Source organism: Acidovorax sp. GW101-3H11, from assembly GCF_001633105.1.
Classification (GTDB): domain Bacteria; phylum Pseudomonadota; class Gammaproteobacteria; order Burkholderiales; family Burkholderiaceae_C; genus Acidovorax.
This window is the reverse complement of record NZ_LUKZ01000009.1, coordinates 1,122,270-1,135,630: the sequence shown is the minus strand read 5'-3', so window position 1 is coordinate 1,135,630 and position 13,361 is coordinate 1,122,270. Positions and strand designations below refer to the sequence as shown.

12 protein-coding genes and 1 tRNA gene are annotated in these 13,361 nt (G+C 62.6%); 9 read left to right on the top strand and 4 right to left on the bottom strand.

All coding sequences use genetic code 11. The annotated features are described in order from the left end of the window. Window positions 1-51 precede the first annotated feature (51 nt). From infC to A1D30_RS11195, 8 genes are all read left to right on the top strand, one after another. Window positions 52-657, top strand: coding sequence for a translation initiation factor IF-3 (gene infC, locus A1D30_RS11230; protein ID WP_082836404.1), 606 nt, complete (start codon window positions 52-54; stop codon window positions 655-657). A 181-nt stretch (window positions 658-838) separates the two neighbouring features. After that, entirely contained in the window at window positions 839-1,042 is a 204-nt protein-coding gene (gene rpmI / locus A1D30_RS11225; RefSeq protein ID WP_008904041.1) for a 50S ribosomal protein L35, read from the top strand. 26 nt (window positions 1,043-1,068) lie between these two features. Next, a complete protein-coding gene (rplT, locus tag A1D30_RS11220; RefSeq protein ID WP_005795139.1) occupies window positions 1,069-1,428 on the top strand; it encodes a 50S ribosomal protein L20 in 360 nt (119 codons plus the stop codon). A gap of 101 nt (window positions 1,429-1,529) precedes the next feature. Continuing rightward, window positions 1,530-2,582, top strand: a complete 1,053-nt coding sequence (gene pheS / locus A1D30_RS11215) for a phenylalanine--tRNA ligase subunit alpha (RefSeq protein WP_063460699.1) — start codon at window positions 1,530-1,532, stop codon at window positions 2,580-2,582. 75 nt (window positions 2,583-2,657) lie between these two features. Then, the gene (gene pheT, locus A1D30_RS11210) at window positions 2,658-5,105 is read left to right on the top strand and encodes a phenylalanine--tRNA ligase subunit beta (RefSeq protein WP_063460698.1); all 2,448 of its coding nucleotides are present in this window, start codon (window positions 2,658-2,660) and stop codon (window positions 5,103-5,105) included. A 2-nt stretch (window positions 5,106-5,107) separates the two neighbouring features. Next, window positions 5,108-5,455, top strand: a complete 348-nt coding sequence (locus tag A1D30_RS11205; protein ID WP_242421871.1) for an integration host factor subunit alpha — start codon at window positions 5,108-5,110, stop codon at window positions 5,453-5,455. Between the two features lie 97 nt (window positions 5,456-5,552). Further along, on the top strand, window positions 5,553-5,987 hold the full coding sequence (locus A1D30_RS11200) for a MerR family transcriptional regulator (RefSeq protein WP_063460696.1): 435 nt from the start codon (window positions 5,553-5,555) through the stop codon (window positions 5,985-5,987). A gap of 30 nt (window positions 5,988-6,017) precedes the next feature. Next, window positions 6,018-6,094 (top strand) — tRNA-Pro (locus tag A1D30_RS11195). 261 nt (window positions 6,095-6,355) lie between these two features. Here A1D30_RS11195 and A1D30_RS11190 read toward each other — a convergent pair. After that, window positions 6,356-7,213 (bottom strand): serine protease, encoded by an 858-nt coding sequence (locus tag A1D30_RS11190; protein WP_016448312.1) that lies wholly within the window; start codon window positions 7,211-7,213, stop codon window positions 6,356-6,358. Further along, entirely contained in the window at window positions 7,182-8,291 is a 1,110-nt protein-coding gene (locus A1D30_RS11185; RefSeq protein ID WP_063460934.1) for a hypothetical protein, read from the bottom strand. Before A1D30_RS11185 ends, A1D30_RS11190 begins: the two co-directional genes overlap by 32 nt. Window positions 8,292-8,776: 485 nt before the next feature. Here A1D30_RS11185 and A1D30_RS11180 point away from each other — a divergent pair, with 485 nt between their 5' ends. Beyond that, complete coding sequence (locus A1D30_RS11180) at window positions 8,777-9,109, top strand: hypothetical protein (RefSeq protein WP_063460695.1); 333 nt, start codon at window positions 8,777-8,779, stop codon at window positions 9,107-9,109. Between the two features lie 4 nt (window positions 9,110-9,113). Here A1D30_RS11180 and A1D30_RS11175 read toward each other — a convergent pair whose 3' ends face one another. Beyond that, on the bottom strand, window positions 9,114-11,888 hold the full coding sequence (locus tag A1D30_RS11175) for a conjugal transfer protein TraG N-terminal domain-containing protein (RefSeq protein ID WP_063460694.1): 2,775 nt from the start codon (window positions 11,886-11,888) through the stop codon (window positions 9,114-9,116). 21 nt (window positions 11,889-11,909) lie between these two features. Beyond that, on the bottom strand, window positions 11,910-13,358 hold the full coding sequence (locus tag A1D30_RS11170; RefSeq protein WP_063460693.1) for a conjugal transfer protein TraH: 1,449 nt from the start codon (window positions 13,356-13,358) through the stop codon (window positions 11,910-11,912). Window positions 13,359-13,361 lie beyond the last annotated feature (3 nt).

The window sequence follows — 13,361 nt, the reverse complement described above, 5'->3', positions numbered from 1 at the left end:
CCAGTTGTGCGGTTGTTGCTACAAAAATTGTAGTGTTTTGATTCAAGGAAGATAGCCATCGCTACTGAATTTCGTGATCGTCGCCACCGGGAAGAGCGCAAGCACCGCCTGAACCGTGAAATCATGGCCCCGGAAGTCCGCCTGTCCGGGCCTGATAATGAGCCTTTGGGTGTTGTCAGCCTGATGGAAGCGCTGCGCATGGCCGGCGAGCTGGATGTGGATCTGGTGGAAATTGCCGCTACGGCAAATCCGCCAGTGTGCCGCCTCATGGACTACGGCAAGTTCAAGTACCAAGAGCAAAAGCGTGCGGCGGAAGCCAAAGCCAAGCAGACGGTCATTGAGATCAAGGAAGTCAAGTTCCGCCCCGGGACGGACGATGGCGACTACAACATCAAGATGCGCAATATCCGCCGTTTTCTGGCGGATGGCGACAAGTGCAAGATCACGCTGCGCTTCCGTGGCCGCGAGATCACGCACCAGGAATTGGGCCTTGCATTGCTCAACCGCATCCGCGACGAGCTGGCAGACACCATCATCATTGAACAGTTTCCCAAGTTGGAAGGCCGCCAGATGATCATGATGATTGCGCCAGGCCGCAAGAAGCCTGCTGCCAAGCCTGCTGCAGAAGGTGCTCCGGCGCCGGGTGCAGCCGCCTGAGTGGTGGTGGGGTGAATATCAAGATTTGAGCGCTGGGCCTGAAAGGGCGCGGTACTTGAAGGTGGTGTGCAAACACTGCCAAACGAGAGGCGAAAGCCTTTCGAAAAAGTGGCTCGGGGCCAACAAGTTTGCAGATCGGTTTGCAAACGCCTCACGAGCACAATGAAAAAGGAGCATTCATATGCCCAAAATGAAGACCAAGAGCAGCGCGAAAAAACGTTTCCGCGTTCGTCCCGGTGGCACCGTCAAGCGCGGTCAAGCCTTCAAGCGTCACATCTTGACCAAGAAGACCACCAAGAACAAGCGCCATCTGCGTGGTGCGGTTGCTGTGCACGAGACCAATATGGGCTCGATTTCACAGATGCTGCCCGGCATGGGCGTTTAATTTACTGACGAACAAGGAGTACATACATGCCTCGCGTCAAACGTGGTGTAACGGCCCGTGCCCGTCACAAGAAAGTTCTCGCCCTTGCTAAGGGTTTCCGTGGTCGCCGCGGTAACGTCTTCCGTATCGCCAAACAGGCGGTAATGAAGGCTGGGCAATATGCCTACCGTGACCGCCGCACCAAGAAGCGCGTGTTCCGCCAGTTGTGGATCGCCCGTATCAATGCCGCTGCGCGTGAACTGGGCCTGACCTACAGCCAGTTCGCCAACGGCCTGAAGAAGGCATCCATCGAGATCGACCGCAAGATGCTGGCCGACCTCGCAGTGCACGACAAGGCTGCCTTTGGCAGCATCGTGGAGCAAGTCAAGGCCAAGCTGGCTGCTTGAGTTCACGATGAGCGGCTATCGTTCTGATAGCTGCTTGCGCAATAACAGCAAGGGCTAGGGCTTGAAAAGGCACTAGCCCTTGTTCATTTTCAAGAGTCGATATGAACGAGTTGGATTCCCTGGTTGAAAGCGCGACGCAACTGTTTGCCCAAAGCGCCACTCCCGCTGATCTGGAAAACGCCAAGGCGCAGTTTCTTGGCAAGTCGGGCCGTGTGACCGAACTCATGAAGGGCATGGCGCAGCTTTCCGTCGAGGAAAAAAAGTCTCGTGGTGCAGCCATCAACGTGGCCAAGCAGGCCATTGAGGCAGCGCTGACCGCGCGCCGCCAGGCGCTGGCCGACGCAGAGTTGCAGGTGCAGCTCAAGGCCGAAGCACTGGACGTGAGCCTGCCAGGGCGCCAGCGTGGGCAGGGCGGCCTGCACCCCGTGTCGCTCACGCTCGAACGCATCGAGGGCATCTTCGGCTCCATGGGTTTCGACGTGGCCCAGGGCCCCGAGATCGAGACCGACTGGTTCAACTTCACTGCACTGAACACGCCGGAAGACCACCCCGCGCGTTCCATGCACGACACCTTCTACGTGGAAGGTGGCACCCCTGAGGCGCCCAACCTGCTGCGCACCCACACCAGCCCCATGCAGATCCGCCACGCGGTGCAGCATGTGAAAAAACACCGTGCGCTGCTCGATGCGGGCCAGACCATGCCCGAGATCCGGGTGATTGCCCCCGGCCGTACCTACCGTGTGGACAGCGACGCCACACACTCACCCATGTTCCACCAGTGCGAAGGCCTGTGGGTGGGCGAGAACGTGAGCTTCAAGGACCTGAAGGTGATCTTCACGGCGTTTTGCCGCACCTTCTTCGAGAGCGACGACCTGGTGCTGCGCTTCCGTCCTAGCTTCTTCCCCTTCACTGAGCCCAGCGCCGAGATCGACATTCAGTTCCAGACCGGCCCGCTGGCAGGCCGCTGGCTCGAAGTGGCGGGCTCCGGTCAGGTGCATCCCAACGTGGTGCGGAACATGGGCCTCGACCCTGAGAAGTACATCGGCTTCGCCTTCGGCATGGGCCCGGACCGCCTGACCATGCTGCGCTATGGCGTGAACGATCTGCGCCTGTTCTTTGACGGCGACATCCGTTTTCTCTCGCAGTTCCAGTAACACCAGCCGATTTCGTTCGCTGCGTGGCGGGCCTGGTGGCCTCACGCTGCACCTTCCGAACAAGAGTGTCCGACTATGCAATTTCCTGAATCCTGGTTGCGCGAGTTTTGCAACCCCCCTTTGACGACGGCTGAATTGGCCGAAACGCTGACCATGGCTGGCCTGGAGGTGGAAGAGCTGCGCCCTGTGGCGCCCCCTTTCACCAAGATCGTGGTGGGCGAGATCAAGGAGGCTGTGCAGCACCCTGATGCCGACCGCCTGCGCGTGTGCCAGGTGGACGTGGGGCAGGGCGCCCTGCTCAACATCGTGTGCGGCGCACCCAATGCACGCGTGGGCATCAAGGTGCCCTGCGCTATGGTGGGAGCCGAGTTGCCGCCTGGCGATGATGGCAAGCCCTTCCTCATCAAGGTGGGCAAGCTGCGTGGCGTGGAAAGCCAGGGCATGTTGTGCTCGGCGCGCGAACTCAAGCTGTCGGAAGACCATGGTGGCCTGCTGGAGCTGGATGCGTCGGCCCCCCTGGGCCAGGACATCCGTGAGCACCTGAACCTGGACGACACGTTGTTCACGCTCAAGCTCACGCCCAACTTGGCGCACTGCCTGAGCGTGTACGGTATTGCGCGCGAAGTCTCGGCGTTGACTGGCGTTCCGCTGAAGCAACAGGCCTTCCCAGCCGTGGCTGCGAAGACCGCCGACAAACTGGCTGTGAAGATCAGCGCGCCCGATCTGTGCGGCCGCTTCTCCGGCCGCATTGTGCGCAACGTGAACACGCGTGCGGCCACGCCCCAGTGGATGCTGGACCGCCTGGCCCGCTGTGGCCAGCGCGGTGTGTCGCCCCTGGTGGACATCTCCAACTATGTGATGTTCGAGCTGGGCCGTCCCTCGCACATTTTTGATCTGGACAAGATCCATGGTGGCCTGGATGTACGCTGGGGCAAACCGGGCGAACAGCTCAAGCTGCTCAATGGCAACACGATCACGGTAGATGACAAGGTCGGTGTGATTGCCGATGCCAACCAGGTTGAATCGCTGGCCGGCATCATGGGCGGCGATGCCACGGCGGTGTCCGACGACACGAAACACATCTACATTGAAGCCGCCTTCTGGTGGCCCAAGGCCGTGGCAGGGCGCTCGCGCCGCTTCAACTTCTCGACCGATGCTGGGCACCGCTTTGAGCGCGGTGTGGATCCGAGCCTCACGGTCGAGCACATCGAGCGCATCACCCAGCTGGTCATCGACATCTGTGGCACGCCCGATACGGCCTGCGGCCCCATGGACGACCAGTCTGTGAACCTGCCGGTGCCTCAGCCCGTTACGCTGCGCGTGGCGCGTGCGTCCAAGGTCATCGGCATGCCGCTGACCCAGGCGCAATGCGCTGACGTTTTGGTGCGCCTGGGCCTGCCGGTGGTGCAGGGCGACGGCACGCTCACCGTCACGCCGCCTGCGTATCGCTTCGACATCACCATCGAAGAAGACCTGATCGAAGAAGTGGCGCGCATGATGGGCTACAACAACCTGCCCACCACGCCGCCGCTGGCTCCCATCACGCCCAAGTTGCCGGCCGAAGCCACGCGGAGTCCGTTTGCTGTGCGCCGTTCTCTGGCAGGTTTGGGCTACCAGGAAACCATCAACTTCAGCTTCGTGGAAGAGCGTTGGGAGCATGAGCTGGTGGCCAATCCGCAGCCCATCAAGCTGCTCAACCCGATTGCCAGCCAGATGAGCGTGATGCGTTCGACCCTGCTGGGTTCTTTGCTGCAAGTTTTGAAATTCAACCTGGACCGCAAGGCCCAGCGTGTGCGTGTGTTCGAGCTGGGCCGCGTGTTCCTGCGCGATGCAACGGTGCACAACACCGACACGACGGTGGAAGGCTTCCATCAGCCCATGCGCGTCGCAGGGGTGGCCTATGGCCCCAATGACATGCTGCAGTGGGGGCGCAAGGAGCAGGGCATCGACTTCTTCGATGTGAAGGGCGATGTCGAGGCGCTACTGGCCCCGCTGCAGGCGACCTTTGAGCCCGGCACCCATCCTGCCATGCACCCGGGCCGTTGCGCCCGCGTGCTGGTGCAAGGACGTGCCATCGGTTATGTGGGCGAGTTGCATCCACAGTGGCGCCAGTCCTGGGATCTGCCCCAGGCCCCCGTGATGTTCGAGCTGGAGCTGGATGCCGTCTTGCAGCGCGTGGTGCCGCAGTTCAAGTCCGTGGCCAAGCACCAAGCTGTGGAGCGCGATCTGGCCGTGGTAGTGGCCGAGCGTGTGACGCATGCCGAGATCATGGCAGCAGTGCAGCAGGCCGTGCCCGGTGCCATGCTGCGCTCGGCGGTGCTGTTTGACGTATATCGCCCCAAGACACTGCGTGCGGGCGAAGAGGCCCCTGCGGGTGGGTTGGCGCAGGGCGAGAAGAGTCTGGCTGTGCGCTTGACGCTGGGCAGCGACGAAGCCACGCTGACCGAGGCCGAGATCGACGCTGCCGTGCAGTCCGTGGTGGCGCAGTTGGCCCAGCGCACGGGTGCAAAGCTGCGGGTTTGATGATGTTGAATGGGAGTGATGCCGTGATCGAATTTGCCGTCGAAAGCTTGGAAACCCCGGCGCTGACCAAGGCGCAGCTGGCGGATCTGTTGTTCGATCAGATCGGCCTGAACAAGCGTGAGTCCAAGGACATGATCGATGCGTTCTTCGACCTGATTGCGCAGAGCCTGGTCGAAGGCAAGGATGTCAAACTTTCGGGCTTTGGCAACTTTCAGATCCGCACCAAGGCACCCCGCCCGGGGCGCAATCCGCGTACCGGAGAGGCCATTCCCATCAAGGCGCGCCGGGTCGTGACCTTCCATGCCAGCAGCAAGCTCAAGGAGCAGATTCAGACGGCGGCTGCAGTGTGAGCTTGTGCCGATTTTGTTCTCAAGATGAGATTGGTGGCTGGCAGTATTGGCGCGTCTGCAGTACGCTTGTCGGCTTTCCGGTTTGAATCCGCATCCCATGGGCACCACCCTTCCTTCCATTCCTGCCAAGCGATACTTCACGATTGGTGAGGTTGCGGAGTTGTGCGGCGTCAAGCCCCATGTGCTGCGGTACTGGGAGCAAGAGTTCACGCAGCTGCGTCCCATGAAGCGGCGCGGCAATCGGCGCTACTACCAGCACCACGAGGTGCTCATGATCCGCCGTATCCGGGACCTGCTGTATGACCAGGGCTTCACCATCAGCGGGGCGCGCAATCGTCTCCAGGAGTTGGCTCACCCGGCGCGCGAAGAGTCTGGGGTGGATGGTGCATTGGAGCAGCTGGACAGTGAGTTGCCCAGCATGTTGATGGACAGCGCCACCGATCTGTCGATCCCGTCGGGAGGTTTCGCATTGGACTCCAATGCAGTGCGCAAAGAGTTATTTGAGATTCGTGCACTACTTTCTCTGAGCTAAGGTTTTTTGTGTATATAATCTAAGTCTTGTCGGCGTGTAGCGCAGCCTGGTAGCGCACTTGCATGGGGTGCAAGGGGTCGCGAGTTCGAATCCCGCCACGCCGACCAATAACGATAAGGGCTCCTAGCTATCAAGTTAGGAGCCCTTTTTCTTTGTTCGGCAGCCAGGGGTCCACCCAGGGGTCCACCAGTTCTGGGACGGGATGGGCTTCCCTTGCGACATAGATGGGTGCAGAAACCCGAAGCGCACACGTATTCCCTGCATGCTGTAGAGGGTTTTGCGCTGGATGGGCTGGTGAACTGGTTACGTGCCCCGTGTCCGGTTTCGTTCTTGCGCGTTGCATTGGCCTGGTAAGAAGCGTCTCACCTTTAGCGCTGCTCGATTTCTCCGGGATCGGCGTGCTTGGCGCGCATTGTGGAGATCCAAGTGCTCAGGGCGCGAACTCGCGTGTAGATGCCGGCTCCCTGATGCTTCGCGCAGTCGACGCCGCGGCTGACGATGCCGATCACGAACTGTCGGCCGCCCAGCTCAGCCACGAGCGGTCCCCCGCTGTCGCCGCTGCATGCGTCCTCGACGTTCCCCCCTGCACAGATCATCAGCGTGTCCGCCAGCGGAGGTATCCCAGGACCCGATGCTTGGCATGTCGCGCCGGGATGGATGGTGACGTTCGCTGCCAGCAAGTCGGTGGAAAACACCCCCGATTCCGTGATACCCCAGCCGAAGACCTGGGCCTTCGCTCCTACGGCGTCCAGCGACGCTTCGGCCGCGGAGGCGAGTTCCAGCGGTTTTGCCGCGATGGGCTGGTCGAGCTTGAGCAGCGCGGCGTCGAAGCGCCGGGACGAGGCGCTGTATTCCAGTCCCTGGTGGTAGTAGGTCTCGAGTTCGTTGACCCGGCGCACGGTTCGCGCCGGATCATTGAGATTCCGCGTATTGGCGATGACGCGGACGTCGGAGGCGTCGATGCCATCAAAGCAGTGGGCGGCGGTGAGAACCCAGCGCGATGCAATGACCGCGCCTCCGCAGCGGATTGCATCGGGGGTCTTGCGCAGCACGATTGCCACTTGCCAGGATAGCTCCAGCGATGGATCGGGCTTGAAGCCCTTGTAGATATAGGGCTTGGTGCCTTCCTGCCAAGCGGCCGCGAGGGCGAGGCCGCCGCAGCCCGCCACAGCGAGGCCGAGGAACAGCCGCCTCCTATTGGTTGCGGGCCTTGTCGAAGGAGCCATACAAACTGTCCAATGCGCTCAGATCCTTGGTGGCAGCGAACAGCGCGTCAACCAACTCGCTGGGGCTTGACGGACCGGCCTCGATAGCCCGCGTGTAGGTCCAGTACCAAGTGCGCAAGCTGGCTAGAGTCCGGTCGGCGATCGTGAGAGCGCCCAGCACCTTGGCGTGCGCTGCTGCGGTCTCGGCGAACGCGTCTGCGGCCTGCAGGTTGAGAGTGCGGGGCAAGGCCGGGTTTCGTGCATCGCGTAGCAGTAGCAAGGCCTTGCGCTCAAGGTATTGAAGGTGCTCGCGCAGCATACGGGAGTAGGCGCTGCGCGCACCCGGTGGTACTTTGGACTTGCGCAGCTCCGGATCGTTGGCGATGGCGCCTTGGCTCGTGCTGGAATCGAGTTGGTCCAAGGCGACAGCCACCTCTGCCTTGTAGATGGCGACGTACTGGCGTAGCGCGGCAGCGCGAAGCTCGCGGTCCGCGATCTGCTCGATCTTGAGGATGAGCGCGCCGACTGCTTGGATCACAGCTACCGAGCCCAACGCCTTGACATCCGTGCCGAAATCAGGCCCAGTGATCTCCGCAGCAAAGTTCTGTCGGATCACAGTGCCGCAGTCCAATTCGCGCTTCACGATATCGGCCTCCTGCTCGGCCGCGTCCTTCCGGCGTTGTATTTCCCGGGCCTGGTAGTCGCCCAGTGCAGTGAGGCTGTTGAGCGTCTTCTGTGTGGTGGCGATGCTCTGCTGATAGCCCGAAAAGCTGGCATCGGGTTCCTTGCTGAGCACGGTCAGCTGCCGCTGGAATGCGTCCAGCGCATCGAGCGCTTCTGCCGGAATCGGTGGAGGCGGCGCGCACAGCGCGCTGATCATGCCATTTAGTTCAGTGGCGTCCACCTGGCTGTTGAGAATGGGCGCGGCTGCGTAGAACGCCATCCGGGCAGCGTCCGCCTCGGCCTGACGTTGTCGCAGTTGTGAAATGACGGGGCTCACTTTCTCCGTGAGCGCCTTCTGCTGGCTGAATGTGGCACAGCCGCTCGCTAGCAGCGAGAGACCAGCCGCCGCCGCTGCCTTTGAGATCCGCTTCATCATCCGCCCCTCCGTTGGTTGCATTTCCGATACGAAGGGAATGTAAACGTCATTGCCAAAAGCGACAAAGAGGATTTGTCATCGGGAAATCCGCCCGTTCACGCTCGCGGCACCTGTGCCATTCGCGGCCCGCGCAAGTGCCTCAGTCGATTCAAGCGGTTCGGCAGCGCTCTCAAGCTGTGGGGCACGCGCGAGCCATCGCAGTGACACCGTGCTGGCGGTCATCTGCCTGGACAACGCCGAGGTGATCTCCATCAAAGAGCGCAAGCGTTAGCCGACCGTGTGCCGACGGTCGCTTTCGACGTGATCGAGGCTGCAGTCCGCGAGACGCAGACGGCAGTCTAGGATTCGCAGGGCTCCCAGGAAGATTGAGGAACTCGGACATTCGACGGCGCCAGCCGACCATATCGTGTGGTGAGAGGCTGGAAGGCCCTTGGAGGTCTTGACATGAAGGTCGCCGCTGATAGGGTAACTGTCAGGAGGTGCTCATGCGAAAAGCCATCTTCCTCTTCTTCCTGCTGCTGGGCGTCGGCGCTGGGTACCTGCCTGCACGCAACGACGACTGGGGCCTGCGCATCGTCATGATGGCCGTGGGCGCGCTGTTCGGCGGAGCAATCGGCGGTGGGTTGTCGCAGGTCGGGAAGCGGCGACGGCGCCTTCCACTCCATGCGGAAGAAGAACTTGAACCGATTCCTGGAATGGGCACGTCAGGTCGAGATCTCGCTGCCAATTACTGGCGCGATGAAGGCCATCCACAGTTCATGAAGCCACCTCGGCCCGAGTATGGGAACCACATGCTCGACGCGGACAAGAACCTCTGATCAGCTATTTTTTCAGGGCCTTCTTTACAGCTTCTTTCGCTTCATCGATCAACGGCGCGGCATCCTCTTTGACCTGTTTACCCGTTTGCATCATCAGGGAGCGCTCGGACGCCAGGGTGCCGTCGGGCGTCCTCGTGATCTGTGCCTTGCGGTCGAATGTTCCCTGATCGGCCGAAGTGGTTGCCCGGATACGTTTGCCTTCCTCCCGAACCGTGCTGCGCATTGATGAAGCCGAACCCGCCGTCGGCGTGGGTGGCGTGGCACCGCCACCGAACCGGCGCACGTCACCCTGATTTGATTGGTGGCGTCCTGTGAGGTCGGGTGCCAATGCCGGATCGCCGGAGTTCCGCAAGTGCTGGGCCTGAAGGTCCCCAAAGGCCATGGGCACCGCAGTGCCGTCCGAGAACACGCTATGGGGGCGCAGGGACTGCCGGGCCAGTTCCGCTTCCATAAGCACGCGCGCCGAGGCGCTGTTGCCGCCGTACTGCTCGGCGTAGCGGGTGAACATGGCGAGGTTGTGCGGGTCCTGGGCGATGTCGATGGCGATAGTCTCGCCCCGTTCGTAGGCGGTCGAGACGCGCTCCGCAAAGGCGCTTCGCTCCGCGAGGCTTGCGTCGGCACGCTCCGAACGTGCCGCAGTCGAGGAAAGGCGGGCGGAAAGATCCTGCGCTTCGCGCGCATCGCTGGCGATGATGTTCATGAAGCTCCTGTCCTGGGAGGCTCGGTCGCCGAACTGCTTGAACTCGGCGAGTTGCTCGCTGTTCATTGACGTGAGGACTTTCTGTTCGGCTGCTGACAGGCCCGACATGTAGTTCTTGTCGGCTGAGGCTGTGCCGTTGAGGCTGGCAATGGGGGTGTTGACGCCCAGGCGGCCCGATGCGCCAAGAGCAATCCGCGCAACCTGCGATTGCGTGAGGCCGGTGGTATCCGCCACGCTCTTGCTGATTTGGTCGAGCCGGTTGAGCGTCTCGCCGAACTGCTCGAAGCTACTTGACGTGGAGCCGTTGCTGCTACGCGATGACCGCAGCTTGGCCACGCCTTTCGTGAATGCCTCCGCCAGCACGGACGAGCGCTCGCTGCTGGCTGCCACAGCCTCGCTGCGCGCGGCATCCACCTGCCGACTGGCGTCCTGCACGTCCTGTTCGGACACCCGCATCGACACGACCCGCGAGGCGTAGCCCTGGTTGCGCAGCAGGCTCACCGCCGTCATGCCCGTGAGAGCGTTCGACGAGAAGGTGTTGCCGCTCAGGTCGTGTTGCCAACTGCCCATGAAGGCCGAGGTGCGGTTGGGCGCGAGCTGCATCTGGTCCATGGAGACGTTGCCGAGCGACGTGTTGCCCACCGTAGCTGCCGAGGTCGAACCCGACAGCGTGGCCTGCAGCCCCGACAGCCCGCCCACCAGCGCCGTGCCGAAGTTCTCCATCCTCTTCAAGGCGGCCCAGGCCACGAACGGGATGCTAATCGCCAGGTACCCGACGATGGCCTCTCCCGACAGCGCACGTGAGTAAATCACCGAGGCCGTTTGCAGCGCCAGCGCTTTCGCGCCGGTACCCAGGTCCGCCGCGGCTGCCAGGTCGTAGGCCGCGTAGATCGAGGCCATGTAGTTGAGGATGGCGTACAGCGGCGGCCAGAGCTGGATCCAGATCAGGATCGACGCATACCCCTTGAACGCCATCATCGTCTCGCGGCCGCTGGTGAGCAGCAGCAGGAGCACGAACAGCGGGAACATTGCGTAGGTGACCGCTTCGATCACGTTGCGGAAGACGGGCAGCGCCTGCTCGGCCACCTTGCCGTAGTTCAGCCATGAAGCGTTCATCTGAGCCACGGCCTGGGCCCGCCCCACGGCCAGCACCATGGAGGCCGGGTCGTTGATCTTCTGCCCGACGATCTTGCCGGTGTCCTCCAGCGCGTTGAGCATCGCGTTTTGCCGGATGATGTCCGCGGCAGTGGCCGATGCGTTGGCGATGCTGTTCTTGAGGTAGGCCTGCTGGATCTGGCCTGCGATCGCGGCTGCCGCCGCGGTGCCGGGCAGCGTCGGGTTAAGCTGGAAGGCCAGGCGCCTCTGGATGCGCTGCAACTGTGCCGGCAGCCGACCATTGAGGCTCTGGTACACGTTCGGGCAGGTGTCCACGCCCACGGCTCCGCCTGCGCCCGTGAGCGTGCTGAATCGCGCAGGGTTGGGTGAGGCCATCAGCGGCCAGACATCGTTGGAGGCGGAGAATGTGGCCGGATCGAGCGAGCCGTCGATCAGGTCGTACATCGCGCAGTTGTGAATGAAGTTCACGAGGTCCGTGCGGAAGGCGGGATCCTGGAACACCACGTTGCCGGTCTCCCTGACGAGGCGGTTGCCGAACATCAAACCGTTCTGCTGGTAGGAGAGCTCCGAAGGCAAGGCCCCCGCTCCAGGGATCACCTGGAAGGCGGTCTCGAATAGCCCGGTGAGCGTGTGTCCGATGGTGCTGGTCAGGCTGCCCAGCAGCGCCACCCCGAAGGGCACGTTGTCCACGACCTTGACCGGCGAGCCGCCGGTCTTGTCGACGATGCCCACGGTGACCTTGGGCACAATCAGGATGCCGAAGACCAGCACCACGGAGGCGAGCCACTTCCAGCCTTGGAGCTTTTCAGGGGCAAACGCGTAGGCGATGAGCGCGGCGACGAAGCCGCAGAAGGCCACCGCCGCGACGGCTGAGGCGTAGTCGCCGGAGGCGTGAATCGCGGCGGACGCGTTGAATACTCCGAACAGGCTGTCCGCGTTCTGGTAGGCGTAGATCTCCCACATGGTCGTGCCCTACCATCGGCGTCAACGCGACAGGTGGGCCGCCTGCTGGCCCAGCATGTCCATCACATGCTGGGGCATGCTCGAGCGCAACTGGCGCTCCAACTGCTCCAGGTGGCTGGCGACGGCGCGGTAGGAACCGACCTTCGCATACAGGAGGTTCTTCTCCTGGGAGATCTGCAGCAGGATGGCCTGGGCGCGCTGGCGGATCTGGTTGGCCTGGTCGCGCTGCGTCTGCTGCAGCGTGTAGTCCTTCGCCAGGGCCGCCATGCCCAGGCGCAGGTTCCTTTCGAGAAAGACGTGGGCGTAGTCCGCCGCGATCACGTCGCGGTACTGGCCGATCAGGCTGTCGGCCAGACCCGAGCCCGGGATGCTGGTGCCCACCGAGAGCATCTTGTAGACCGGCTCGGTGGTCTGGTTGACGAAGCCGACCTCGGCGGAATTGTTGGGGATGGCCGTGCGGGTGGCGATGCGGTCGGCGATCGAGCGCATCATGGTCTCCACGCGCGCCGTGAAGGGCACGTGGTCGTAGGCGGTGTTGGTCGAGACGACGTCGCAGGTCGAATAGTCGTTGCAGCGCAGCAGGTGCTGGATGACGTTGTTGCCCGATCCGGCGGCCTGGCCGTAGAGCAACTGGCTGATCGACGTCAGGGTCGGTGCGATCGGCTCCGGGTCGCGTCCCGATTCCTCGGGGTAATAGATGACGGTGCCGACCATGCTCATGATCAATTCACGCCCTGCGTCGTCGAGGGAGGAGCCGGTGTACTGCAGCGCCTTCCAGGTCAGGTTGCCCACGAAAGGCGCCTTGTTGCGCACATTGGCATCGCCCGATGAGCGGGCAGAAGACAGGATGCTGGGCCGGTCGGTCCAGCAACGGCGGCGGGCAGCGTCGCGGTCGCTCTCAAGGCCCATCTCCATCGCCAGGTCCGAGCAGGTTTCCTGCGAGCTGTAGCCCACAGCCTCGGCCGCGCTGCTGACGATCGCCTTCGCGGTCTCGCAAGAATTGATGCGGGCATTGTTGATCCAGGTCTCCAGCCCCTTCGCCCACTTGGTCAGGCCCCCGAGGAGTGGGGACACGGCCTCGAGCGCGAGCTGGAACGCAATGCCGGGCAGCGCGGCCGTGATGTTGCGCAAGAGGTTTTTGAACTCCTGTGCGGAGATGTGCGAGAACGAGCCGCCGAACACGTCGATCCCGCCGCAGCCCGCCTTCACGCTCGGAAACTGGATCGCCGCGAGCTGATAGACCTTGTTGGGCGATCGCATCATGAGCGAGCCGCCGGTGTAGGTGTTGTAGGTCTGCCCGCGAAATGCTCCCGGTGCGGTGTAGTTGCCGATGGCGCCCAGGTTGTTGAACATGTCATTGACCTCGCTGTTGAGGTCGGCGCGGGCGGGCAGCGTGGCGGATAGCACGACCAGGGCCGCGGCCAGCGCGACGGCCTTGCGAGCACGGACAGGGCGGGAGGGACGGGACATGGA